Origin of the sequence: Meiothermus sp. (assembly GCF_037443965.1) — a bacterium.
GTDB lineage: Bacteria > Deinococcota > Deinococci > Deinococcales > Thermaceae > Meiothermus.
The window spans coordinates 126,769-149,262 of record NZ_JBBINI010000004.1; the positions used below are offsets into that span (position 1 = coordinate 126,769).

Below are 22,494 nucleotides of genomic sequence, written 5' to 3' on the forward strand. Positions count from 1 at the left end.
GCGTTATAGATCAGATAACCCCGTAGTTGTAGGTCTCGTTCCGCCCGTTTTTGTCCACGATGGCCCACCAGCGGTGCTCGGAGAGGGTGGGCATTTCCAGCAGGAATATCCAGAACTTTTGCGGGTTTTCGCCGCCGTCGGGCTGGAGGGGGCTCTCGGGGGTGATCAGGGTGAGTTGGGAGTCACCCGCGTTCATGAAGTCTTTGACCGCATTTTGCAATTCGTCGGTATCGGGCTCGTCGGAAAGGTCGTAGGCCGAGGGGTCGGCCTCAATCAGGCCCAGGGGGCTTTCGTCATCATCGCTGTCTTCGATAAAACTGCGAATAGCGGCTTCCAGGGCCTCGAGGAAGCCCTCCTCGTCGCTCACCTGAGGCACCTCCACGCTGAGGTCAGGCACTTCAAGCGCCTTCAGTAAGGATTCAACTCGCTGCGGCAAGGCCATAGGTAGCTCGAGTGACTACATAACCACAAAAGCCCTTGGGTGGTCAAGCCAATTCAACCAACCCCATACGCCGCCAACACGGAATAAAAATGCAAACGCGCTAGCGATCCTTTACTTCCTTGAACCGCTTGATACAGGCTTGCACCTCAGCCAACGCACCCGCCTTGTCTTTCCAGCCCGAAACCTTGACCCATTTCCCCTTGTGCGCTTCCAGGGCCTTGTAGGTTTCGAAGAAGTTCTGGATTTCCTGCTTGTGGGCGGTGGGTACGTCGTTCAAGTCCTGAATATGATCCCAGCGGGGGTCTTCGGCCACCACCCCGATGATTTTGGCATCGCCGCCTTTTTCGTCCTGCATGTCCACCATCCCCACAATCCGCACATCCACTACCACCCCCGGCAAGAAGGGATGGGTCGAGAGGATGACGCCATCCAGGGGGTCGCCGTCCTCGGCCAGGGTGGAGGGAATGAAACCGTAGTCGCCGGGGTAGAACTGGGCGGTGGGCAGCACCCGGTCGAGCTTGATGGCCTCGAGGTCGGGGTCGTACTCGTACTTGTTGGAAGAGCCGCGCGGCACTTCAATCACCATGTGGACAATTTCAGGGGCTTTTTTCCCAACCGGTAGGTTCTTGAGATTCGCCATAGCGCACCTATTCTGACATCCTCTTGCAAAAGCGGCAAAGGTTTATGGCCCAGGCACGTGGGGAAGCAGTTGCACAGGCAGAGTCTAGGGGTTAGCATGAATGTAAGTATGTACTTACTTTCAAGCTTCGATGAAGCCGACCCCACCCGCGCAGCCCTGATGCGCGCGGGATTGGAGCTTCTGGCCGAAAGAGGCTACAAAGGCTCCACCACCCGCGAAATCGCGGCCAGGGCCGGGGTCTCCGAGGTTACGCTGTTCAGGCAGTTTGGCAGCAAGAAAGCCCTGCTGCAAGCGGCGGTACAAAAGCTACGCCCGCCGGTAGAGCAGATTCTGCCCGGCTCATCCCATAAGGAGATGGCCTCGTCTTCGCTGGAAAACAGCCTGCTGCACCTGGCCCGGGGGTACACGCAGATGCTCGAGGCCAACCAGGGGCTTTTGGTTCGGCTTCTACCCGAGCTGGCCCGCCACCCCGAGCTGCGCGGTGAAACCGGGCCCTTGGGCTTGCGCAAGGCCATGTCGGCGGTTTTTGAGCATTTTGCTGAGCTACAAAAACAGGGCTTGTTGCGCTCCGATGAGCCTCCTTCCCAGGTGGCCGTCGCGCTGCTGGGGCCGCTTTTTGCCAGGGTACTGCTTCTGGGCGCGATGGGGATTCAACCCCCATTCGATTTGAAAGCCCACGTGCGGGGTTTTCTGGAGGGAAGGCGCTATGGTCAGCGTTGAGCAGGTCTCGAGGCGGTTTGGCCCTCTGATGGCCCTTGACAGGGTGAGCCTAGAGGTTCGCCCCGGCGAGGTGTTTGGCCTGCTGGGGCCCAACGGTGCGGGCAAAACCACCCTGATTCGTATCCTGAGTGGGGTTCTGCTGCCCAGCGCAGGCCAGGCCCAGGTGGCCGGACTGGATGTAACCCGCTTCCCCGAGCAGGTCAAGGCCGCCATCGGTTACGCCACCCAGGAGGCCAGTGTCTACCGCGACCTCACGGTGCAGGAAAACCTGGAGTTCCGCGCCCGGCTCTACCTGGAAGCCCGCGCAGTGCCCCCAGCCGTTGAAGCAACTTTGCGGCGGTTTGGCCTGCAGGACTTTGCCCACCAGCTTGCCGGGGCCCTCTCGGGGGGTTGGCGGCAGCGGCTGGCCCTGGCCCAGGCGGTGGTGCATGGGCCCAAGGTGGTGTTCTTGGACGAGCCCACCACCGGCCTCGACCCGGTTTCGCGCCGCACCATATGGGATCTGATTCACCAGGAAGCCGCTCGAGGCGCGGTGGTACTGGTCACCACCCACTACATGGACGAGGCCGAGCGCTGCCACCGGCTGGCCCTGCTGTATGGCGGCCAGGTGGTGGCCCAGGGCACCCCCCACGAGCTCGAGCAGCTCGCGCTGCAGCAAGCTAGGGTGGCCTACTGCGAGACCGACCTGCCCCTCGAGCACATCCGGGCCCTGCCGGGGGTGCTGGATGCCTGGCCCAGCGGGCGCGGGGTGCGGCTGATTCTGGAACAGCAGGCCTCCCTCAGCCTGCCCCTCCAGACCGTGTACCCCAACCTCGAGGACGTCTTCATCATCCTGACCCGCCGTCAAGGGGGTGCTGCATGAGCCGCATTATGGCCCTGGCGCAAAAGGAGTTCACCCAGATCCGCCGCGATCACGTGCTGTCCCGGCTTATTGTGGGGCTGCCCATCGTCATGACCCTGTTGTTCGGCTACGCCATAAACTTCACCCTCTCGGGCATCCGCCTGGCCGTCTACGACGGCTCGCAAGACCGCATCAGCCAGTACCTGCTGCAGGAGCTGCAAAAGGAAAACCGCTTTACCCTCACCCACATCGCACAAAACCCAGCGGAGGTGCCGCAGGCCATCCAGAAAAACCAGGCCCGGGTCGGCCTGGTAATTCCTTCGGGTGCCCTGCAAACCGTGCGGCAGGATAAAGCCGTACAGCTCGAGGTGTTTGTGGATGGTGCCGACCCCAACTTTGCCTTCCAGGCCCAGGCCGCCCTGCGCAAGGTGCTGGGAGACGTCAACAGCCGCCTGCTGGCCGGCAAGGTGCTGGCCGGAACCGCCACCACCCCGCCCCTCACCCCCAGCCTGCACACCCTCTACAACCCCGACAACAAGACCGCCTGGTTTACCATTCCGGGCATCATCGGCCTGATTATGACCATTTTTACGGTGCTCCTGACCGCGCTTTCGATTGTGCGCGAAAACGAGGGCCGCACCATGGAGGCCCTGATGGCCAGCCCCATCAAACCCCACGAGGTGGTGCTGGGCAAGGTGTTGCCCTATTTTGTGATTGCCACCTTGGTAAGCCTGGTGGTGCTCTCGATTGGGCACTGGGTGTTTGGCGTGCCGCTGCGCGGGAGCCTGCTGCTGCTGTTTGGGCTGATCGTGCTGTTTGTCCTGGGCTCGTTGGGGGTGGGGGTGCTGATTTCCACCCTGGCCCGCACCCAGATTCAGGCCGTGTTTGGTACTTTTGCCTACATCCTGCCCACCATTTTTCTTTCGGGGTTCGTATTTCCGGTGGACGGGATGCCCCTTTTCTTTAGGTGGTTGGCGGCGGTAATCCCGGCCCGCTATCTGATTGATGGCACGCGGGGGGTGATGCTGCGGGGGGCCGGCCTCGAGGCCCTCTGGATCGACCTGGTAGCGCTGGTTATTTTCAGCGTAGTGGTGCTGGGTCTGGCCAGCCTGCGTTTTAGCAAGCGACTGGCGGCATAATATGCTTCGGATGAACGCTTACCCACATCTGCGCATCTTGCACCTCGTCGTGGCGGCCTTCGGCCTTCAGCTTGCAGCCTTTGGTTTTGCACAGTCCCTCTCTTTTGGGCTGTATGGCCGCTTGGCGCCCAACTACCTGACCCCCAGCCTCGAGGCCACCCTCCCGCTGGGCGAGTTTGAACTAAGTGCGCGGTTGCAGCGCGATGCCATCGGGATCGGGTTCGGCGGTGCGCTGGATTTCAGTGCCCTGGGGCGGCTGAGCTACGGCGCACGGGCCAGTCTGGGTTTGGCGGGTTGGGGATTGCAGGCCAGCGCCAGTGGAACCTTGGGCCCGGTGGCCGCCAGCCTGGAAGCCCTGTACAGCAACACCCCGCGCTCGAGCCTGTGGGTGGGCGAGGAGGCCGAAGGCGGGTTGAAGCTGGGGCTCGGGGGACGCTACCGCCTCGAGCCCCGCCAGACCCTGGGCCTGCAACTGGGCTTCAAAAACAGCCTGGCGGGTATCGCCAGCGGTTCGGGGGAGCTGAGCTATGCCCTGCGGCAGGAACAGACCTATACCCTTGGGCTGGGGGTGGACGACTCGCGCCTGTATGGCCTCTTGGGCTGGCGGGGTGAGCTGGACGAGGCCGGGACGCTGCTCGAGGCCACCCTGCGGGCCGGGCAGCTCAACCGGCTGGAAGCGGCCCTAACCACGCCTTTAGACCAGGAGCAACTCAACTATCTTAAGCTGCGCCTAACCGCGGCCTACCCCTGGGCTGCTACCTTGGGGGTGGAGGCCCACGGCTTCCGCGCTGAGGCAAGCTACGATGGTGGATTTTCCCTATGGCTAAGGTACATCCTCGAGTTCGGAGGCAATGAATGAAGAAACTGCTGGCAATCGCCTTTTTATCCCTTGGGCTGGCCATGGCCCAAAGCATCGCCGAAATTACCCGCCAGGTGCAGGCCAACATGGAGCGCTCGCCCTGGGAGGCCACCGTCACGGGCAAGGTGCAGCTACCCGACGGCAGCACCCAGGAGGCCGATTTCCGGCTCCAGGTGATTCCGGGCAAGGAGCAACTGGCCCGGGTCGAGTTCAGAAAACCCGCCGCCCTCGAGGGCAACTTTGTGGTGATCTCGGATAAGGAAGTCTGGAACTACCTGTTCCTGACCAACCAGCTCATCATCCAGCCCCGCGCCAAAGCCCGCATCGAGGGCCTGGGCTTCAACCTGTCCGACCTGGGCGACTTCGAGGAGCTCACCCAGCGGGTCACGCTGCGGCTTCTGGGCGAGCAAAACACCCCCGCCGGCCCGGCCTGGCGCATTGGCGGGGCTCCCAAGGACGCCTCGCTGGGCTTTGCCAGCATGGAAATTCTGGTGCTCAAGTCCGACCCCCGCCCCCTCTCCATCACCCTGCGCGACAACAGCAACAAGGTGCTGGCCGACCTTAATCTCACCAACTTCCGCCGGGCCAACCTAACCCCCCAGGCCCTGCGCAAGCGGCCCGCCGATGCCGAGGTGTTGCGGCGCAACTGAGCACCCCGTGGGAAGCCTGGCCCTTTGGCTCGTTGTAATAAACGGCCCTCTTCCACTTCCTCCGGATGTTGAAAAATGTCGCTATTTGTGCGACAGTTGACGTAGGAGGAAGGCATGGCCTACGCGGCTTATACACCCACTGCCTCGAGGAAAAATCATCCCGTGGCCCGGTTGCTGGGCCTACGGGCCAGAAATCTGGCGGAGTTGACGACCCAGATTGAGAAGGGGCTACCCGCGCAATCGCTGCACACCCTGGGCAGCCTGCTGGGGTTGAGCCAGCCGCAGCTTGCCGAGCTGCTGGGGATCAGTGTTCGCACCCTTCAGCGCAGCAAGGAAACCCTATCTCCCGCGGTGAGCGATCACCTGTACCGCCTGGGCAACCTGCTGGAAACGGCGGTGCGCTTCCACGGCAGCCTCGAGGCCGCCGTTCGCTGGCTCAAGCACCCCAACATCGCGCTGGGCGGGGTGGCCCCCCTCGAGTTCGCCCGCACCGAGGCAGGCAGTCAGGTAATTCTGGATCTGCTGGGTGGCCTCGAGCACGGGGTTGTGCAGTAATGGCCGAGAAGCTAACGCTCTGGCGGGTGTGTGCCAGAGACTACGCTTCCACTGCGTTCAACGGAGAAGGGGCAGCCCTGCATCCGGGCCGCTGGAACGGGCGCGGTACGCGGATGGTGTATCTGAGCGAATGCCTGCCTGGCGCCACCCTCGAGTGGTTCGCCTACGCGCTCAACGCCAAGCCGGGCCGGGAGTATGTGTATTTTGAGGTTTCGGCGCCCCCCGAGGCCGTGCTGGAACTGGAACCTGGGAGCCTGCCCGAAGACTGGAACCTTTACCCACACCCCGTAAGCACCCAAGAAATTGGCGACGAGTGGGTAAAAAGCAACGCCTCGCTGCTGCTGCGGGTGCCCTCGGTGCTGGTTCCCGAGAGCTACAACTTTTTGCTAAACCCACAACACCCCCACTTCCCCCAACTCACCTGGAGTGAGCCCAGGGCGCTGTGGCTGGATGGGCGCTTGCGAAGGCTGGTGGAGCAGGCTCGAGGGCAGAGGTAACTTTCCTCGCTGCGCCAATGCAATGCGTCTTTGCAGTTCCGCACAACGTCTGGGTTCAGCGGCGCGCGGCTTTTCGCGCGTCCGCTGAAACGATTTGTTGGGCGTTTTTCTGATAGCCTGACTACCTCGCATCCGCTAAGGTAGGAAACAGTGCTCCTTGACCTTGAGATTCACCTTTCGGCTTTGCTTTCTTTTTTGGTTCTAATTCGCAGACTGTTTCACCAATAAAGAAGTTGGCATGACTGTCATTCAACTCTCCAAAAACTCGCTTCACGACCTCAGCACTACGACCCTCAAGGAACCAAAATACAGACGAGGCTAAGTACTCCTTGTTCAACTCAAAAGTTAGCCACTTCCGCTTTAGGGCTTCGGCGACAAATCCAGTCGTATTTGATCCACCAAAAATGTCAAGAACAACATCGCCCTCATCAGTCAGCATCTTGATAAAAAATGCAGGGAGTTCCGGAGGAAATCGCGCCGGATGGCGCTCAACTCCAAGTTCCTTACAGAGCCGGAGATAGCTTGAATTGCTGGCGGTGTTCGGTATAGAGAGAAGGTTGGAGGGAATTGCTCCTCCATTATCCTTACCAAACCCAGCGCTAATATCATGACCAGATGGTCGTTTCTTCGGCTTGTAGAAGCTCTTTGGGTCCTTGATCAATTTCTTCATCCGGTCAGAGTACGGGGCCAGCACTTTTCGAACATCGGATTTGGGAAACTCTGTCTTACTAAACCACCATACAGTATTCACGGAATCCTTTGTCCTAATCTTTCGTTTGTTTACCCATTCGATTGGCGAAGGCAATTTCGCTGGATTGAACCAATAGAAATCTTCGGCTAGATGAAATCCGATCTCGTCACAAAAAGCTAAAAGTACGCGAAAGTTATACAGAGAGCGAGACGGCATTCCAGAACGATATGCACCCCCTAAGTCTAGGACGAAGCTCCCACTGTCCTTGAGAACGCGAAAGACTTCCTTGCCAAATGGTTTAATCCATTCCACGTACTCCTTTTCCTCAACATTGCCGTAAATTTTTTGACGCCGAAGTGCGAATGGCGGTGATGTCATGACCAGATCAATGCTAGCGTCGGGTAATTCAGCGAGAAGTCTAAGCGAATCTCCGACATAGGCTTGCCCGTTGGGAGTGCGGTAAAGCGGCTTGCTCTGCATATCAGTATTCCCTTAGGTCGTTGACCCAGCTTGCCACGATCTGCCACAACACACTCGCGGCGAAATAAACTTCCGGGTCTGCATTACAGATCGCCTCAACATCGCTGTGAATAAACTTATCTTTGCCATAGCCAACGATGTAGCTAATCCACTTTCTAAGGTTATCATCCGCTCCGACGATCATGTCTGATGGATTAAATTTACCAGTTCGAGCGAGTACCCATGATATGCCGTCGCGCTTGGAGGGGTCGCTTCTTTTCAGAAGATCAATCAAGTGAGGAATTTGTGGTTCGGCAATACGCAGAAGTGCGCGAGCAGCTTCGACCTTGATCTCCAAAGGGCTTGAATTGAATGTATCAACCAGTGCATTCGCAGAAGTGGTTGTAGCGAATTGCCCAAGCGCCCATGCTGCTCCAGCGCGCAGTTCATCGTCGCATTGTGAGTTCCGCAAAACTTGGATTAGTAGCTGCTCGCTCCGGCTCTTGGGTATTTCGGATGCAACGATAACCGTTTCAAGCTGTGTCTCAAGAGGAACCATCATGGCCGAACTGCACAGCTTTTTCTCAATGAACTCCCAACCTTCCGGGTCGTCATATGCGGCTAGGGCAGCGGCAGCCTCGAGTTGGACATAAATGTCTTCACGCTCATCGGTCATTCTTGATTTGAGCACCGGTTTGGCAGTCGTGTAGCCTCTGTACCGCAGTGCTTTTGCAGCGGCATACCGCTCGCTCAGGTTAACACTCTTGAGCTTTTCCACGAAATAGTCCTCGCTGACCGATGCGGGACACTGAAGCACGGTGCTCACTGGAACGACTGCTGCGACTATCTGATTTGCCTCAACGGTTTCACCAGCTTTGGCCTGTGGCAGCAAAGTTATCTTCCCTTTGCTTCGGCTCAACCAAATGGATTGTCGTCGCCCCCCTGAAATAGGAGCTAGGCTGACTCTTCCCGCTTCCACTGATTCAACAACTGATCGCTGGTGCGCGGCAGCACATGGCCACACCACACGGATTTCAGAACCTTCTTCAACGCCTTTCGGCTTAGTAATGGATACCTGCCCTTCGGCGAATGCCTTTCGCATTTCGCGCACGCTGACGAAGTGAACGGGTGAGGTTGGTTTCAAATCTATCGGAGAATCGTCGCTTTGCTCAAAGACAACGATCGAAACAAAGTCATCGTCACGCATGTCCGCGTCCCAAGCCCGCTTCGGGTCTTTGAGGGAATGAGACATTGATATTTCAAGCTTCGTTTTGCCACGGGACTCGAAACGTATGCCTGTGTTCAAACACAGAATGTCAGGAACCCGTACCCGCTTGATCTTGATCTTTTTCCATATTTTGAAGCCTGTGGAACCACGCTCAAGTTCTATAGGATTGAATCCCATAGCTTTCAGTCTGCTGATTGTTGAATTCGTGCCAGCAGCACCTACAACGAGTTTTCTCAGAAAGCTATCATCGCTCTTAAAGTTATTTGCCACCGCAAAACCACCATGATTTTTTGCGAATGTCTATTATATTCGCGCGCCCCTTCATGACGCCCAACGGACAAAACTCAACCGCGCTGCAAGGCGTCGGTTGCAGTGAGTAGATATGTGGCGACCAAACAGCCTCCGAAAAGCCATTTTCGCAGTTTGATTGTCTGCACAATTCTCCATCAATCCAACCACCTCAACTCAAATTATGTCGCCAAGAACGCCATATCGCCACATATCTAGTAATTATACCGCACCAGCGGTACAACAAAACTCAACAAGCCACTTATACCGCAAGTTTATCTGCTTCCCGATATAGACTTCTTTCATTCAAATATCCCTCCTTTTCTAGCTTGATACAGTTAGGCATTCAGGGTTCGTGTTTCGGCCTAGGGTCATAGGTTGCGGCTACTTTGGAATCAGATTTTATCCCATTTTCCCGCCTTCACAAACCCCAAATGCACCTCAACCCTTGTATCCTGAAGCCATGCGCCTGGGCGAGCGGGGCGAGGGGTATGTGGTGGGGCAGTTTGTCCTGCTGGGCCTGCTGGTGCTGGCTTTGTGGGTTACGCCTTCCTTTAGCCCGCCCTGGCTGGGGGGGCTGGGGCGGGGGCTGGCCTGGGTGGGGCTGGGGGTGCTGCTGCTGGCGGCCTGGCAACTGGGCCGCAACCTGACCGCCCTGCCCAAACCCAGGCCGGGGGGCTACCTGGTGCAGCAGGGGCTCTACCGGGTGGTGCGGCATCCCATCTACTGCGGGGTGCTGCTGTGGGCGCTGGGCAGCAGCCTGGCCCATCTGAACCTCTGGACGCTTCTGTTGTGCGGGCTGCTGTTCATCTGGCTCGACCGCAAGGCCAGCCTCGAGGAAACCTGGCTTCAAGAGCACTTCCCCGAGTACGGCGCCTACCGCCAGCGGGTCAAAAAGCTGATTCCCTGGGTCTACTAGATGCCCCCTGGCAAGCTTCGCCCCATGGCCGGTTGCAGGCCTAGCCCAAAGCCCGCAGCCAGTCCCACAGGCGCGGGTCGGTAAAGTTGGGAATGCACAAAAAAGCCCCCGCCTGGGCCAGGGCGTCGGGCGGGTGGCCGGTGGTGAGGGCCACGGTGGGGAGGCCGGCCCCCACCGCCGAGCGCACCCCGGAGGGCGAATCCTCGAAGACCAGGGCCTCCTGGGGGTTGAGGTTAAACTGCTGTAGAGCCACCCGGTAGGGCAGCGGGTCGGGCTTGCCAGCGGGCAGTTCTTCAGACAAAACGATGTGGTCGAAGGCCAGGCCCAGCCGCTTTAGCAGGTACAGGGCGTTCTCCCGCGGGGCATTGCTAACCAGCGCCCGCCAAAGCCCCCGTTCGCTAGCCCAGTCCCATAGCATCCTCAAGCCCGGTAAAGGCTGTACCGTGGTGGCCAGTTCGCGGAAGCGGGCTTCTTTCTGCTCGATAAAGCGCTGTCCTTCGGCCTCGGAAAGCTGGGGCAGCAGGCGTGCTACAATCTCGGGGTTCAGGCCGCCGCTGATCTGGGTCTGGTAGAAGTGGTGGTCACCCTGGATGCCGTAGCGGGCTAGGCCCTCGAGCCAGGCCTGCTCGTGCAGCCGGTCGGTGTCGGCCAGGGTGCCGTCAAGGTCGAAGAGCAGGGCCCTCAGCTTCACTTTTCCTCCAGAGCAGGTAGGTCATGCCGGCCATCCAGCCCACCACCAAAAGCATACCGGGGGCCAGCGCCGCCTTGGGCAACAGGGCAAATCCCGCCGGGATCAGGTTGCTGCCCACCGCCGCTGCATAAAACAAAAAGGCCAGCCCACCGTAGCCGATGTACTTCTCGGTGAAGGCATAAAGGGTAGGAAAGGTGGGGGCCACCCAGAACCCCACCAGGGGAAATAGCCAGGCCAGCGGGGGCACAAAATAGCACCCCACCAGCAGCAGCGCCCCCAGGTGCAGCCCCACCAGCCGGGCCAGGGGGTTGGCGGCCACAAAGTCGGCCAAGAGCCAGCGGCCCAGGGTCAGGCTCACCCAGTACAGCGAGAGCAGCACCCCCACCCAGTGGGGGTCGTAACCCAGGTGGCGCAAATAGAGGCCGGAGAAGCTCGAGACCACCAGCTCCACCGCCACATACGAGACCGCCGCCAGCAGCACAAAGGGCAGCAGCCCCGACGGGTTGCGGGCCTCCTCGGCCCGGGGGCGTGTGCGCGCCGCCGGGGCTTTCCACAGGAGGCCCGCCGCCACCAGGGCCACCAGCGCCAGCACCCCGTAGCCCACCCGCCAGCCCAGCCCCACCAGCAGCAGAGGGGCCAGCACCGCCCCCACCCCAAAAGCCGTGTTGATGCGGTAGAGCACAGCCAGTTGGCCCCTGGGGTAGAGCTCCAGCGGCAGGGCGTTGCAGTGGAAGTTGACCACCGCCACCCCCAGGCCCAGCAGCAAAGCGGCTGCAAACAACCCGCCCATCCAGGGGGTCAGGGCCATGCACAACAGGCCCAACCCCTCGGCCAACAAGGCCAGGGGCAGCCAGGGATGGCGCCGGCGCAGACGGCTGCCCAGAAAAATGCCCAACAAAGCCCCCACAAAAAACAAGTTGAAGTACCAGGCCAGCTCGGGGCCCACGGCAAACTGGGCTTGCCACTGGGGGATGGCCGCCCCCACCGCTGCCCCAATGGCCCCGGTCATAAACAGCCCCAGGGCGCTGCCCCAGGTCAGGCGTAAACGTTGGGCGTTGTCTACCGGGTTCATGGGTGGGCTCTCAGCCTCTCGACAAAGCTAAAACCCCCGGCACAAACCGAGGGCTGCTGGTGACCCCAAGGGGATTCGAACCCCTGCCGCCGCCTTGAAAGGGCGGTGACCTAACCGCTAGTCGATGGGGCCAGGTTGGGTTTATCCCGGGGGTGCTGCCCTGCGCCTAGGTCAGGGCGCAGCAGGTGGCAGTTCTTCGAGATAAATCTGGCTGGGGCACGTGGATTCGAACCACGATTGACGGAGCCAGAATCCGTAGTCCTGCCGTTAGACGATGCCCCAACAGGGAGCCTGTTCGAGCAGGCAACGGGTATGGTACAAGATGACCCTGGTTTTGACAAGGGCTTCACTATAATCGTCCAAAGGCCCGGCCTGTGTGAGCCCGCCCTTTGGAGGATGTGGTTGAACGATACCGAGCAGAAAATTACCGAGGCCCTCTCAAAGGTGATCTCCCCTGTGGCCGCCGCCAACCTGCTCCGGCGGGCTTTGCGCGGGCAGTCGCCGGACTCGCTGGGGCCCCGCGGCTGGGTAGAGCTTGTGGAGGGGCCGTTGCAGCGTGAGTTGATGGGTATTCTGCCGGTGAGCGGGCTTCTACCCGACCTGCAAAAGCTGATACGGCAACTCAAGGCGCAAACCCCGAGCCTCGAGGTGGTGCGCGACCCTACCCGGCCCACCCTCGAGGCCACCGACCTGAGGGAATATGTAGACCTGGAAAGGGAACCAGACCGCCAAGCCCTGGTGCTGGATTTGGCCCGCCGGGAGGGGGTGCTGGCGGTGGTGCTGGATTCAGTTCACGGGCGGGAATGTCGTCTGGGTGCGCATGACGATAACCTGTTAGGCTTGCTCACCACCGTGCATCGGTTACTTGACCGTAAAGGGAGTTACCGGGTGTTTTACACTGTGTTCAGGGAAGCCCAGCTGGTGCTGCGCCCATTAGACCGTGGCTACCTGGCTGTGCTGACACGCAACGAGACCAATCTGGGGCAATTGCTATATCGAATGAGCAAGATCGAAACCCTCCAGGTGGGCGCCGAGCGATAGGAGGTTATGACGATGAAGCGTTGGTTCGCAATAATCGCTCTGTTGAGCATGGCTTGGGCAGCCCCAGCCATCACCTTATACGACCAGCTCGCACCTACGCTGGATCAGGTGCGTTCGCTGCAGAGCAGCAACCCCGCACGGGCTCTAGAGCTCTTGACCAAGGCCGAGGACGACTTCCGTAAGGGGGCGGGCGACCTGACCCCGGTGCTGCGCGATGGGGTGCTGCAGTCGTTGGCCGATGCCCGCCAGGCCCTGGCCCGCCGCAGCAACACCGACGTCGAGGCCCGCATCCAGATCATCAAGGCCATCATGGGCAAAGCCCTCTACGACAACTACTTCAGCGCCCTTGCGGCGGGCAACAGCGCCGAAGCCAGCCGCCTGCTACCTAAGGTACTTTCGGCCAGCGGATTACCCAGCAGCCTGCAGGCCCAGGTGCAAACCCTGGCAGCCGCCAACAACCTGGATGGGGTACGCCGCCTGTTCGAGCGCACCTTTGCCCAGGGCATTACCAACGCCCTCCAGCGGGCCCAGGCCCAGACCAGCGCCGTGCAGGCCTACCTCGAGGCCACCCGTGCCTATGCGCTATACCTGATCGTGCAGGACTCACCCCGCGCCCGGGGCCTCAGCGCCAAGGGGTTTGTGGATGCGCTGGGTAAACTGTCCAGCGGAAACCTGAACGGTTTCAAGAGCGATGTGCAAGGGCTGGTAGCCCAGGCCCAGAGCTTCCTCAGGGCCGCTTCGACCCCCCAGAGCCAGCGGCGAAGTAACCCCACCACCGCCCAAAACCCCCCCGCTGCTGGGGGGGTTCGCCTACAGGCCCCCTCCACCCCACCCGCCCCCAAGGAAGTAGCCCCGGCCAGGGCTGCCGCAGCCCGACCCCCGGCCCCGCCTGCCGCACGCCCAGCCACCCCCACAACCCCTCAACCAGCCCCTGCCCCACGTCCCGTTCAACGGACGGCCCCTACCCCAACTGCCGTTCAACGCATGGCCCCTCCCCCCACCAATGACTCTTATCAACAACTCCTGGGCGACCTGCGTTTCCTGATCAAGGACAGCCGCAAAGTAGAGCAGGTTGCCGATAGCCTCTCGGGAGCGGGGATCTACAGTATTGACGACTGGAAACGAGCCTTGGTCGAGGTGCGTGGGCGCTTGTTGGAAGCCCAGGTGCAGGCCGAAACCGGCCAGAGCGACGCTGCCCGGCGCACCCTGGCCCAGGTCAACGCCCGTTACAAGATCGCCATTCAACCTGTGGTCGAAGCCCTCAAGCCCGAACTGGCCCAGCGTACCGGTCGGGTCTTTGCCCTGGCCGAAAACGCAGTAGGTCTGCGCACCAGCGACTTCACGGTGCTCTCAGGGGAGATGCTCGAGAACGGTCTGGCCCTCGAGGGCCAAAGCCTGGGCACCTTCCACGATGTGCAGGTCTGGTTGCTGCAAACCATCCTGGGCATCCCCCGTGCCTTCTTGTTCATCCTGGCGGGTATGCTGGCCTTCTTCCCCCTCTACCTCCTGACCCTCACCTTTGGGGGGCGCAACATCTACTGGCGCTTCCTGGGGCTGGCCTTCTTTTTCCTGCTGCTCCCAGCCATGATGGAAGGGCTTTCCTACATTGGCTCGATTCTGTCCGACTCGCGCTATGGGCGGCTGCCCTTCTTTGGTGCGCTCACCAACCTCTCCATCCAACAAAACCTGATGGCCCAGTTGTTCTGGGGATTCACGGTGTTTTTGGTAATTATTTTTGCCACCATCGGTCTGCGCGGCATCGCTGTTCAGTTCGGCCTATTGCAAAACCAGCGTACCCCCTTGCGGCGGGGCCGCAACCCCACCATCCCACAGGCCGCCGCTGCCGCTGCGGGGGTCGGCACGGCAGGTGTGGCGGGCGCGGCCAGCGCCAAGCCCAACCCTGGCCTCACCAGCGAGACCATTGTGGAGTGGGACGAGGAGTTTTAGTTTCTTTGCCAGGGTTCTCCCACTTCTACCCAAAAACCGGTATGCTCTGAAACCTCCAGCCAAAGCTGGAGGGTTCTTTCTTCCAAAGTCAGCCACGCTGCCGTGAAACAAACTCCTGGCACGTAACGCCTGGCTTCGCAACTTTCCACGGTATAATCCACCCATTTCTTCTATGAAGCTGGGTTTCAGCCCCCTCACTGCCGGCCTGAACTACCGCCAGTCTTTCGACCTAGCCGCGGAGCTTGGGCTTTTTCTGGAGATTGCCTACGACCAACACGAGATGGATCCCCGGCTGCCGGGGGCCAAGGAGCTGGCCGAGATGGGCCGCGCCGCCGGGGTGGGCTTTAGCTTGCATCTGCCCTTTGTGGACTGGAACCTAGCCTCGCTGGTGCCGCAGGTGCAGCGGCTCTCGCAGGAGCGCACCCAGCGGGCCATCGCTTTTGGGGCCGAGATTGGCGCAGCTTGCGGGGTGCTGCATACCGGTCTGGTTCCCTTGCGGTGGCCCGAGGCGGTGGCCCATGCCCATCAGCAAGTACACCAAGCGCTCGAGCAATTGGAACTGGCCATTCCGGTAGCCCTGGAAAACCTGGGCCTGAATAGGGCCGATTTGCTGGAAACGCCCGCCGAACTGTTGGCCCTGCTAGACGCCCACCCACAGTACGGCTTCTGCCTGGATGTGGGGCACGCCCTGATCCAACGCGGTTCTGGCGGCCCCCAGGAATACTACCAGTTGCTTCACAACCGCCTAAAGCATTTTCACCTGCACGACAACCAGGGGCATCGGGATGAACACTTGCCCTGCGGAATGGGGTTGGTGGACTGGGCCTGGCTACGCGGGGTGTTGCACCCATTTACCGGAACGGTAGCCCTCGAGGTGACGGGTGGAGTGGAGGGCGTGCGGCAGAGTGTAGCCCTACTCCGGGAAGGTGGGGGGTAAGGGTTGCCCCTCCACCCCGTAGCGTAGTTTCTCAAAACCAGTCCAGATTACTATTGGAACACAAAAGGTTTTTATCGTTACAATCGGAGCTAGGGACATTTGCCCTGGTTGAAAATTTTTATATTCAAATCTAGGGGCATAATGCCCCAATTTCTGGTAGTCTTTGGAACAGTGCCAGACCGATTTGGGAGGCCTGACTAGGAGGAACCCAGCAATGCCGATTGAGCGCATCGAAGTCTATCTGGATGGCGGCACCCAGCCTGTACAGGTGCTCACCCAACCCCCCTTCAAAGTTACCTACGATACCCGCTCGCTAAGCGACGGGGAGCACCTACTGCGGGTGGTCACCCACTACACCAACGGGGCCCGGGAAGTGAAGGAGATCCCCTTTAAGGTCGCCAATACTCCCGGTGTACTGGTGCAGGGCCTCGAGGAGGGCAAGGAGGTCTCGGGCACCCTGGACGTGACCCTGCGGGTGGCCGACCCCGATGTAAAACCCACCCGTGAGCGCTTTCCAGGGCTGGGCGCGGTCATCGCCACCGCGGTAATCCTGGGTGGGGTCTGGCTCTTCTTCGCAGCCACCGGCGTGACCAACAAGACCCTCGAGGAAGTGGCCAAACCCCCCGCCACCAAGGAGGCCGGGGCGCATGGTGAGGCAGCAGGCCCGGTTGCAGCGGTGGACGAGGCCCTCAAAGCCAAAGGGGAACAGGTCTACAGCGCCAACTGCGCCGGCTGCCACCAGCCCACCGGCAAGGGCCTGCCAGGGGTCTTCCCGGCCCTGGATGGCAGCAAAAACGTGGCCGATAAGGCCTATACCATCAACATCCTGCTCAAAGGCAAGGGAGGGATGCCCGGCTTTGCTCAACTTTCCGACGAGGAGCTGGCTGGGGTCGCCACCTATATCAAGAATAGCTGGAGCAACAACTTCGGCGGCGTAACGCCCGATGAGTTCAAGGCGGCCCGCTAAATCCTGGAGGGGACATGTATCGGAATGACACGGTGGTTCCCTACTTCGCCTTGGTTTTCTCGGCGGCGCTGTTTCTGATGGCCTACCTCAACAACCAGATGCGGGTGGTGCACGAGGCCGGGGTGGTGCCCCACCTCACGGTGGGCAACATCGGGCTGATGGCCTTTGCCATGGTGCTGTTTGTCTATGGTTTTATTGGGCTCCTGAGCAACTGGCTCGAGGGCTCCGAGTTGCGCCCCGGCAATCATCACCCCGAACCCAGCAGCCTGCCGATGGTGGCAGGGGTAGTACTCTCAATTCTGTTAGTGCTGCTTTCGGGCTTCTTTGTGCGCACCCTGGTGTTTGCCAACAACCCCGAGATCGGCTACTATAACGCCACCACCCTACAGGCCGGGGTGTTTGCAGCCATGATGCTCATCATGGCCTTGCTGATTGCTATTTATAAAAAGTTTTTCATGCAAGAGGAAGTGCTCGCCGAGGACGAAAAAGGCGACTTCCCTTGGTAGTTGGGAGGAACACACAATGGCCGAACATGAAGCCACAGCCCATCACCACGACCACCACCCCGAAGACCCGCAAGCCCATGCCACCCGCCGGGCGGTGTTGCAGGCAGCCATCGGGGTGAGTGCGGGTGCTGCGGTGCTTTCCACTTTGTGGGTGGGTGCGGGCCTGGTGCCCCGCGAGGAAAAAATTCCCAGTAGAGAGCCTGTCGCCGTGGGCGATACACTGGTCTTCGCCGCTGGCCCCAAGGCCGAGCAAGAGATCACCCTGGACGACCTCCGGGCTGCCCAGGGCACTGCGCTGCCTTTCTTCATCGCTTTTCCCAAAAGCCCCGAGAACGTGGTCAAAAAAGACCTCACCAACAACACCATCATGGTCATCCTGGCCGACCCCAACAAAATGAGCCCGGAGACACGCCAGCACGCCTCCCCCGAAGGGGTACTGGCCTACTCGGCGGTCTGCAAACACCTGGGCTGCACCGTTAGCCAGTGGCAGAACGATACCTGGCTGTGCCCCTGCCACGGAGGCAGGTACGACATCTACAACCAGGCCAGGGTTGTGGGGGGCCCCGTGCCCGCGCCCGTTCCCCAACTGCCCGTCAAGGTAGAAGGGGGCAAGGTGGTAGTCGCGGGCGAGTTTCTGGGCAAGCCGGGCGCGGATGTATAGGGAGGGAGTATGTATCAGTGGTTAGACGATCGCTTGAGCATAGGCAAGCTATATGCCAAGGCCTTCCGCAAGGCCTTCCCGGTGCACCACTCGTTTTTCCTAGGTGAGATCACCCTTTTTTCCTTTGTCACCCTGGTGCTCACCGGCATCTTCCTGACCCTCAACTACGAGCCTTCCATCCGCCCGGTCTCGGGCTCGCTTTCGGGCGGGCAAGAAGTACCGGCGGCCTACTACTCGATTCTCTACATTGACTCACTGCCCTTTGGCGCGGTGATCCGCTCGCTGCACCACTGGGCCGCCCACATCATGATTGCCGCAGCCTTCTTTCACATGCTGCGCATCCACCTGACCGGGGCCTACAAGAACCCCCGCGAGCTGAACTGGATTGTGGGGGTATTTTTGCTGGTGCTTTCTATCATTACCGCCTTCACCGGCTATGCCCTGCCTTTCGACAACTATGCCCTGACCGCAACCAAGATCGGTTACGAGATTGGCGCGGCGGCTCCCTGGGTGGGCAAGCTGCTCTCGGACATTCTCTTCGCCGGCGAGCTCTCCCCCACCAACACCCAGACCATCCCCCGGTTGTTCCCCATTCACGTCTTGTGGCTGCCGCTGGCCTTGATCGGTCTGATTGGTGCCCACCTGGCCATCATGATCAAGCAAAAGCACACCCAGCCCAAGTACGCCGAGAAGGTAGCACCGGGCAAGATTGTGGGCGTGCCGCTGTTCCCGCAGCAGGCCGCGATGATGGGCATTCTGTTTTTGGTCTACATCGCCGTGACCACCTTCATCGCCGGGGCTTTCCTGGCCCACCCGGTGCAGGCCTTTGGCCCCCCCACCGCCAACACCCCGCCGGTCAAACCCGACTGGTACTTCATGTGGATTTACGGGATTTTGCAGATCATCCCAGCCAACTGGCGCTTTGAGTTCCTGGGGGCCACCTTTGGCCCGCAGTTCTGGGGCGGCATCCTGGTGCCCACCGTGATTATTCTGGGAGCCCTGGCCATCCCTTTCCTGGACTATGCCAAAGACAAGCGGCGCTACCTCGAGCTCCCCAGCCAACATCCCTTCCGCACCAGCTTTGTGGTCGGGATGCTGATGTTCTACATCATGAGCACCCTGGCCGGCTACAAGGTAGACCTGAGCCTCTCCAACGGGCTGCTCTGGGTGCTGGTCTTCATCGTGCCCATCATTACCGGGATGGTCTGCTACATCATCATGAAGGCCATCTACGGCAAGGACTGGAACCGGGAGCCCGAAATCAAGTTCATCGGCAAAGGTTCCGCTGCCGACGACTAAACCCTACCCCCTCGTCCAAGCGCTCCCACTGTTGGAGCGCTTTTTTATGCATAATCTAAAGCATGCCCAGGCCGTGCATCCTCCTATGGGGTGTGCGCAGTGCGGCCCATCGGGAATTGAAAAACCTGAGGGCTACGTCCCGCGACGATTATTGGTGGCTGCACCCCCCGCTCGAGCCCGACCTGGAGCATCTGTACCAGCAGCAGGCGGGTTTTGCAGACCACCTTGCCCAGCTTTCCAAGGCGCTCAACTGCACCACCCTGGGGGTGATGAACCTCGAGGACAGCGCCCTGCTCATCTGGGTCTACCACCGGGGCCGGCTGGTTTTCCAGTACGACTCCAACCCCATGTACCTGGGCTGTCCGGTGTGCTCGTACAGCAGCGAGACGGTCGGGGCCTTTGTGCACGGGCTGGACAGGCTGTGTCACTTGCGGGGCGTGTCCCACCATCGGCAAGCCCTGCGTGCCTGGCTGGTGCGCCGCCGGGGGCTGGGGTTTTTGAGTGAGCGGGAGCGGTTGGAAAAGATTCTGGCCCTGCTCGAGCTGCCCCCCTCGAGTGCATACACATCACAGTAGTGACCCGCCCATGCGCATGGCTAATCAACCCGGTGTGCGCTGCTCAACCCGTGGCTTACCCGACTTCAGCCCATTCCCTGTCGCTGGATTCATTTGTATAAATATGCGTTTGCGAAATAAGGCACTATTCTGTTCAGGATTTGATTATCGAAGTCTTGCCGTCACAAAAAATACGGTTTTTGGCCCAATTGTATGTAATCCTTCATCGAGCCCAGGGGGCCTCGAGCTAAACTGAATCTACCCCGCCAAGGGGAAACCAAGCCAGAAAGGAGGTTGATCGAACACCGCAAGGAACTTCCCATTGCTGGTTAGACGTTGATTACAAGCAATACGACGAACTGCCACCACACGGTATGCCACCGTGCGATGGAGCGACTAAGTCGGCAGGGTGATGCCCGAGCATCCAGAACAATTCTCGGGAGAAAGGTTCGCAGAAGTGTAAAAAGGTAGATTTGCATGAAAACGCTCGTTATAGGCGCCGGAGCCGCCGGTCTGGCCGCGGCCCAAGAGCTACAAAAAGCCAAGCATCAGGTAACCGTTCTAGAAGCCCAACACCGCGTCGGAGGACGCATCCGCACCGATAGAAGTTTTGCTGCTGTACCTATCGAGCTGGGCGCGGAATTCATCCACAGCAGCCAGGTTCCCACCTATCCCCTCCCCGCACAGTTTGGCCTGCGCACCCGCTACTTCAACCAGCAGGACGATACGCTGGTACGCCTGCCGGATGGCAGTCTGCGCACCATTGCCGAGGTCGGCTGCGAGGCGCTGGGCTACAACAACATTCGGATGGTGGACTGGCCCCAGGCCATTGGCGAGGAGTCGTTGGCCGCGTACCTCCAGCGCAACCGGCTCGAGGGCCAAAAAATCCCCTACAAGCTGCAAGAGTACATCTCCGACTTCGATGCTCCAGAAACCCTGAGCGCCCAAGCCGCGCTGGAGTTTCTGTGCGACAAGTCCGCCGAGGAGGGGGATTACCGTATCCTCGAGGGCTACGATTAACTAGCGATAAAACTTGCGACCTCGCTGGACATCCGGCTGGGGGCCGTGGTGGAGACGCTCGAGTGGGGCCCTTTTGGCGTCAAGGCCCTCACCACCAACGGGCGGGTCTTCCTGGCCGACCAGGCCGTAGTCACCGTGCCCCTAGGCGTGCTGAAAGCCGGCAAGATCCGTTTTGTGCCCGAGCTGCCCGAGGCTAAGCAAGAGGCGCTGCACCAGCTGGGCATCGCGGACGCGGTTAAGCTCTTCTTTTTATTCGATGGGCCGGTCTTCCCGCCCGGCATTGTGGAGCTCTACGTGCCCGGCCATAACCCCGACGAATGGTGGAGCAGCGCCACCGGCCACGGCGTAAACTTCGAGATTCTGACCGCCCTGGCCACCGGCCCCAGGGCCCGCGAGCTCCTGGCCCTGCCCGAGGAAGAGGCCCTGCAGAACGCCCTGCAAACCCTGCGCCAAGCCCTCGGCCGCCCCGACCTCACCCCCCGCCGGGCCCGGCTGGCCCACTGGCAGGACGACCCCTACACCCTGGGGGCCTACTCCAAGGCCAGCGTGGGGGCCTCCCAGGCCCGCCGCATCCTGGCCCAACCGGTGGGCAACCGGCTCTTCTTTGCCGGCGAGCACACCGCCTCCAACGCCTGGGCCGCCACCGTGCACGGGGCCTATGCCAGCGGACGGCGGGCCGCCCGCGAAGTTCTACAAGCTCGCGCGCTCACCTATGCGATCCCCCGTTCCGAAACCCTGCGACCCGCCCTGCCTATGGGGGCCTGAGCATCACCCCTATTCCGTGTGGGATTGGGGTTTCTACAGTTCACAGTCCATAATCTTATACCAACTCTGCGCATGAGGGGCGCGTTTACGCCCCTCACTTGCCGTGCCAGGAAGGTTCCGGATTTGCTAGTGCTTCGCAATAGAATTGCCTTAGTGCTCCGGTAACTTAATTCCCAGGATGGATTTGGCTCCCTTAATATCTGGGAGTTGCTTTGAGCGCTTCATTTTGGGAACTTCACTGCATATCAATCTTTATCTTACCAAACCACTAGACTAAACCCTCAGAAAAGATAACCAGATTGCTACCAACAAGAATGCGGCTCCAGTAATCACAGAATTCCAAAGGAGAAACGAGGCCATCTCTGGTCGCACCGTGAGCCACTTGGTGGTTGTTCCAAAAAGGGCTTGGATGGTTAGAGTAAGTCCTAGTAAGAAAAGCCCCATTGAAGCCATAATAGATGGGTCAGACCAAGTAAACGGTTTTCCTTTCAATCCATGAAATCCGAGGATTAACAGGATGGTTCCGCTTGCGAGGTAGAAACCTCGAGCGGTAATCAGAAGTGCCTGAAAACGTGCTGGAACCATAAGCTTTCACCCCAAGCAACCAGAAGATCTAGCCTGTTGCAGAATACCATTATAGTTGAGTGCAGCAGCTGCGTAAGCAGCGATAGCAACCCAGCAATTGGGCGCCCACCAAGTAGCCCAACAGTTTGCAAACATAGCATGTGTGGCAAGTGTTAATAACCCAATAGGTGGTAACTTGAATTACTTACCAGACCACTAAGCAAGTGCTAGCAGTGCTGAGTAGTTAAAACCTATGGCGGCAAGAAGGGCTAACAATGCAGCAATCAGCAGCACCCGCGTCCAAAAGGGAGACATTTCGGAATCCGCCGAGAAAACCTTAAATCCAGGGATGAAAAAAGCAAGAAGCAGTTGAGAAGCCCCCATAATCAGCAGGGCCACAGCGAACAACGACCAGGTGTTGTTTCTGAGCCAAATTATGGCTGCCGCCAAAGTGAAGGTTCCGGCAATAGCCATAGTCAACTGCGCAACAATAAGTAGTTTACGAAGCCTGCTTGGCATTTGCTTACCTCCTTTCGAAATCG

General features: G+C 59.9%; 25 protein-coding genes and 2 tRNA genes. 18 read left to right on the forward strand and 9 right to left on the reverse strand.

What is annotated here, in order from left to right:
• Nucleotides 1–10: 10 nt before the first annotated feature.
• Both WKI89_RS03770 and WKI89_RS03775 read right to left on the reverse strand, forming a co-directional pair.
• Complete coding sequence (locus WKI89_RS03770; protein WP_337867884.1) at nucleotides 11–397, reverse strand: hypothetical protein; 387 nt, start codon at nucleotides 395–397, stop codon at nucleotides 11–13.
• A 145-nt stretch (nucleotides 398–542) separates the two neighbouring features.
• The gene (locus WKI89_RS03775) at nucleotides 543–1,082 is read right to left on the reverse strand and encodes an inorganic diphosphatase (protein WP_337867885.1); all 540 of its coding nucleotides are present in this window, start codon (nucleotides 1,080–1,082) and stop codon (nucleotides 543–545) included.
• A 108-nt stretch (nucleotides 1,083–1,190) separates the two neighbouring features.
• Here WKI89_RS03775 and WKI89_RS03780 point away from each other — a divergent pair, with 108 nt between their 5' ends.
• From WKI89_RS03780 to WKI89_RS03810, 7 genes are all read left to right on the forward strand, one after another.
• Nucleotides 1,191–1,802, forward strand: a complete 612-nt coding sequence (locus WKI89_RS03780; RefSeq protein ID WP_337867886.1) for a helix-turn-helix domain-containing protein — start codon at nucleotides 1,191–1,193, stop codon at nucleotides 1,800–1,802.
• Nucleotides 1,789–2,664, forward strand: coding sequence for a heme ABC exporter ATP-binding protein CcmA (gene ccmA / locus WKI89_RS03785; protein WP_337867887.1), 876 nt, complete (start codon nucleotides 1,789–1,791; stop codon nucleotides 2,662–2,664). The genes WKI89_RS03780 and ccmA overlap by 14 nt, the downstream gene beginning before the upstream one ends.
• Nucleotides 2,661–3,782 (forward strand): ABC transporter permease, encoded by a 1,122-nt coding sequence (locus WKI89_RS03790; protein WP_337867888.1) that lies wholly within the window; start codon nucleotides 2,661–2,663, stop codon nucleotides 3,780–3,782. The genes ccmA and WKI89_RS03790 overlap by 4 nt, the downstream gene beginning before the upstream one ends.
• Before the next feature lie 10 nt (nucleotides 3,783–3,792).
• Complete coding sequence (locus WKI89_RS03795) at nucleotides 3,793–4,641, forward strand: hypothetical protein (protein ID WP_337867889.1); 849 nt, start codon at nucleotides 3,793–3,795, stop codon at nucleotides 4,639–4,641.
• Nucleotides 4,638–5,291, forward strand: coding sequence for an outer membrane lipoprotein carrier protein LolA (locus tag WKI89_RS03800; protein ID WP_337867890.1), 654 nt, complete (start codon nucleotides 4,638–4,640; stop codon nucleotides 5,289–5,291). The genes WKI89_RS03795 and WKI89_RS03800 overlap by 4 nt, the downstream gene beginning before the upstream one ends.
• Nucleotides 5,292–5,405: 114 nt before the next feature.
• The gene (locus tag WKI89_RS03805) at nucleotides 5,406–5,846 is read left to right on the forward strand and encodes an antitoxin Xre-like helix-turn-helix domain-containing protein (protein WP_337867891.1); all 441 of its coding nucleotides are present in this window, start codon (nucleotides 5,406–5,408) and stop codon (nucleotides 5,844–5,846) included.
• Entirely contained in the window at nucleotides 5,846–6,343 is a 498-nt protein-coding gene (locus WKI89_RS03810; RefSeq protein WP_337867892.1) for an RES family NAD+ phosphorylase, read from the forward strand. The genes WKI89_RS03805 and WKI89_RS03810 overlap by 1 nt, the downstream gene beginning before the upstream one ends.
• Nucleotides 6,344–6,464: 121 nt before the next feature.
• Here WKI89_RS03810 and WKI89_RS03815 read toward each other — a convergent pair whose 3' ends face one another.
• Complete coding sequence (locus tag WKI89_RS03815) at nucleotides 6,465–7,514, reverse strand: site-specific DNA-methyltransferase (RefSeq protein ID WP_337867893.1); 1,050 nt, start codon at nucleotides 7,512–7,514, stop codon at nucleotides 6,465–6,467.
• A 1-nt stretch (nucleotide 7,515) separates the two neighbouring features.
• Entirely contained in the window at nucleotides 7,516–8,991 is a 1,476-nt protein-coding gene (locus WKI89_RS03820) for a HEAT repeat domain-containing protein (RefSeq protein ID WP_337867894.1), read from the reverse strand.
• Nucleotides 8,992–9,472: 481 nt separating this feature from the next.
• Here WKI89_RS03820 and WKI89_RS03825 point away from each other — a divergent pair, with 481 nt between their 5' ends.
• Nucleotides 9,473–9,928 carry an isoprenylcysteine carboxylmethyltransferase family protein gene (locus WKI89_RS03825; protein ID WP_337867895.1) on the forward strand — a complete coding sequence of 152 codons (456 nt, stop codon included), beginning with the start codon at nucleotides 9,473–9,475 and terminating at the stop codon, nucleotides 9,926–9,928.
• 40 nt (nucleotides 9,929–9,968) lie between these two features.
• On the opposite strand, the gene WKI89_RS03830 is transcribed toward WKI89_RS03825, so the two are convergent.
• The 4 genes from WKI89_RS03830 to WKI89_RS03845 all read right to left on the reverse strand — a co-directional run bounded on the left by WKI89_RS03830 (nucleotide 9,969) and on the right by WKI89_RS03845 (nucleotide 11,973).
• Nucleotides 9,969–10,619, reverse strand: coding sequence for an HAD-IA family hydrolase (locus tag WKI89_RS03830; protein WP_337867896.1), 651 nt, complete (start codon nucleotides 10,617–10,619; stop codon nucleotides 9,969–9,971).
• Complete coding sequence (locus WKI89_RS03835; protein WP_337867897.1) at nucleotides 10,588–11,691, reverse strand: MFS transporter; 1,104 nt, start codon at nucleotides 11,689–11,691, stop codon at nucleotides 10,588–10,590. The genes WKI89_RS03830 and WKI89_RS03835 overlap by 32 nt, the downstream gene beginning before the upstream one ends.
• Before the next feature lie 57 nt (nucleotides 11,692–11,748).
• Nucleotides 11,749–11,823, reverse strand: a tRNA-Glu gene (locus WKI89_RS03840).
• 76 nt (nucleotides 11,824–11,899) lie between these two features.
• Nucleotides 11,900–11,973, reverse strand: a tRNA-Gln gene (locus WKI89_RS03845).
• Nucleotides 11,974–12,087: 114 nt separating this feature from the next.
• On the opposite strand from WKI89_RS03845, the gene WKI89_RS03850 reads away from it, so the two are divergent.
• The 10 genes from WKI89_RS03850 (at nucleotide 12,088) to WKI89_RS03895 (ending at nucleotide 21,388) form a co-directional block, all read left to right on the forward strand.
• Nucleotides 12,088–12,732: a hypothetical protein gene (locus tag WKI89_RS03850; protein ID WP_337867898.1), complete on the forward strand. Its 645-nt coding sequence runs from the start codon at nucleotides 12,088–12,090 to the stop codon at nucleotides 12,730–12,732.
• Between the two features lie 12 nt (nucleotides 12,733–12,744).
• On the forward strand, nucleotides 12,745–14,679 hold the full coding sequence (locus WKI89_RS03855; RefSeq protein ID WP_337867899.1) for a hypothetical protein: 1,935 nt from the start codon (nucleotides 12,745–12,747) through the stop codon (nucleotides 14,677–14,679).
• Between the two features lie 172 nt (nucleotides 14,680–14,851).
• A complete protein-coding gene (locus WKI89_RS03860; RefSeq protein ID WP_337867900.1) occupies nucleotides 14,852–15,616 on the forward strand; it encodes a sugar phosphate isomerase/epimerase family protein in 765 nt (254 codons plus the stop codon).
• A gap of 214 nt (nucleotides 15,617–15,830) precedes the next feature.
• Nucleotides 15,831–16,583 carry a cytochrome c gene (locus WKI89_RS03865; protein WP_337867901.1) on the forward strand — a complete coding sequence of 251 codons (753 nt, stop codon included), beginning with the start codon at nucleotides 15,831–15,833 and terminating at the stop codon, nucleotides 16,581–16,583.
• A 14-nt stretch (nucleotides 16,584–16,597) separates the two neighbouring features.
• Complete coding sequence (locus tag WKI89_RS03870) at nucleotides 16,598–17,089, forward strand: cytochrome C (RefSeq protein WP_337867902.1); 492 nt, start codon at nucleotides 16,598–16,600, stop codon at nucleotides 17,087–17,089.
• A 16-nt stretch (nucleotides 17,090–17,105) separates the two neighbouring features.
• Nucleotides 17,106–17,750, forward strand: a complete 645-nt coding sequence (locus WKI89_RS03875) for a Rieske 2Fe-2S domain-containing protein (RefSeq protein ID WP_337867903.1) — start codon at nucleotides 17,106–17,108, stop codon at nucleotides 17,748–17,750.
• Between the two features lie 9 nt (nucleotides 17,751–17,759).
• Nucleotides 17,760–19,049 (forward strand): cytochrome bc complex cytochrome b subunit, encoded by a 1,290-nt coding sequence (locus tag WKI89_RS03880; protein ID WP_337867904.1) that lies wholly within the window; start codon nucleotides 17,760–17,762, stop codon nucleotides 19,047–19,049.
• Nucleotides 19,050–19,111: 62 nt separating this feature from the next.
• Complete coding sequence (locus tag WKI89_RS03885; protein WP_337867905.1) at nucleotides 19,112–19,624, forward strand: hypothetical protein; 513 nt, start codon at nucleotides 19,112–19,114, stop codon at nucleotides 19,622–19,624.
• A 456-nt stretch (nucleotides 19,625–20,080) separates the two neighbouring features.
• The gene (locus tag WKI89_RS03890) at nucleotides 20,081–20,623 is read left to right on the forward strand and encodes an FAD-dependent oxidoreductase (protein ID WP_337867906.1); all 543 of its coding nucleotides are present in this window, start codon (nucleotides 20,081–20,083) and stop codon (nucleotides 20,621–20,623) included.
• Between the two features lie 24 nt (nucleotides 20,624–20,647).
• A complete protein-coding gene (locus tag WKI89_RS03895; protein ID WP_337867926.1) occupies nucleotides 20,648–21,388 on the forward strand; it encodes an NAD(P)/FAD-dependent oxidoreductase in 741 nt (246 codons plus the stop codon).
• A 780-nt stretch (nucleotides 21,389–22,168) separates the two neighbouring features.
• Here the strand turns inward: WKI89_RS03895 and WKI89_RS03900 are convergent.
• Complete coding sequence (locus tag WKI89_RS03900; RefSeq protein ID WP_337867907.1) at nucleotides 22,169–22,471, reverse strand: hypothetical protein; 303 nt, start codon at nucleotides 22,469–22,471, stop codon at nucleotides 22,169–22,171.
• Nucleotides 22,472–22,494: the final 23 nt, after the last annotated feature.

Excerpts from the sequence above, each read along its gene's own strand:
- WKI89_RS03795 (WP_337867889.1), top strand. The coding sequence starts at position 3,793 with ATGAACGCTTACCCACATCTGCGCATCTTGCACCTCGTCGTGGCGGCC.
- WKI89_RS03805 (WP_337867891.1), top strand. The coding sequence starts at position 5,406 with ATGGCCTACGCGGCTTATACACCCACTGCCTCGAGGAAAAATCATCCC.
- WKI89_RS03900 (WP_337867907.1), bottom strand. The coding sequence starts at position 22,471 with ATGCCAAGCAGGCTTCGTAAACTACTTATTGTTGCGCAGTTGACTATG.
- WKI89_RS03860 (WP_337867900.1), top strand. The coding sequence starts at position 14,852 with ATGAAGCTGGGTTTCAGCCCCCTCACTGCCGGCCTGAACTACCGCCAG.
- ccmA (WP_337867887.1), top strand. The coding sequence starts at position 1,789 with ATGGTCAGCGTTGAGCAGGTCTCGAGGCGGTTTGGCCCTCTGATGGCC.
- WKI89_RS03855 (WP_337867899.1), top strand. The coding sequence starts at position 12,745 with ATGAAGCGTTGGTTCGCAATAATCGCTCTGTTGAGCATGGCTTGGGCA.
- WKI89_RS03875 (WP_337867903.1), top strand. The coding sequence starts at position 17,106 with ATGGCCGAACATGAAGCCACAGCCCATCACCACGACCACCACCCCGAA.
- WKI89_RS03775 (WP_337867885.1), bottom strand. The coding sequence starts at position 1,082 with ATGGCGAATCTCAAGAACCTACCGGTTGGGAAAAAAGCCCCTGAAATT.
- WKI89_RS03850 (WP_337867898.1), top strand. The coding sequence starts at position 12,088 with ATGTGGTTGAACGATACCGAGCAGAAAATTACCGAGGCCCTCTCAAAG.
- WKI89_RS03870 (WP_337867902.1), top strand. The coding sequence starts at position 16,598 with ATGTATCGGAATGACACGGTGGTTCCCTACTTCGCCTTGGTTTTCTCG.
- WKI89_RS03835 (WP_337867897.1), bottom strand. The coding sequence starts at position 11,691 with ATGAACCCGGTAGACAACGCCCAACGTTTACGCCTGACCTGGGGCAGC.
- WKI89_RS03790 (WP_337867888.1), top strand. The coding sequence starts at position 2,661 with ATGAGCCGCATTATGGCCCTGGCGCAAAAGGAGTTCACCCAGATCCGC.
- WKI89_RS03815 (WP_337867893.1), bottom strand. The coding sequence starts at position 7,514 with ATGCAGAGCAAGCCGCTTTACCGCACTCCCAACGGGCAAGCCTATGTC.
- WKI89_RS03780 (WP_337867886.1), top strand. The coding sequence starts at position 1,191 with ATGTACTTACTTTCAAGCTTCGATGAAGCCGACCCCACCCGCGCAGCC.
- WKI89_RS03880 (WP_337867904.1), top strand. The coding sequence starts at position 17,760 with ATGTATCAGTGGTTAGACGATCGCTTGAGCATAGGCAAGCTATATGCC.
- WKI89_RS03885 (WP_337867905.1), top strand. The coding sequence starts at position 19,112 with ATGCCCAGGCCGTGCATCCTCCTATGGGGTGTGCGCAGTGCGGCCCAT.
- WKI89_RS03825 (WP_337867895.1), top strand. The coding sequence starts at position 9,473 with ATGCGCCTGGGCGAGCGGGGCGAGGGGTATGTGGTGGGGCAGTTTGTC.
- WKI89_RS03800 (WP_337867890.1), top strand. The coding sequence starts at position 4,638 with ATGAAGAAACTGCTGGCAATCGCCTTTTTATCCCTTGGGCTGGCCATG.
- WKI89_RS03865 (WP_337867901.1), top strand. The coding sequence starts at position 15,831 with ATGCCGATTGAGCGCATCGAAGTCTATCTGGATGGCGGCACCCAGCCT.
- WKI89_RS03890 (WP_337867906.1), top strand. The coding sequence starts at position 20,081 with ATGAAAACGCTCGTTATAGGCGCCGGAGCCGCCGGTCTGGCCGCGGCC.
- WKI89_RS03810 (WP_337867892.1), top strand. The coding sequence starts at position 5,846 with ATGGCCGAGAAGCTAACGCTCTGGCGGGTGTGTGCCAGAGACTACGCT.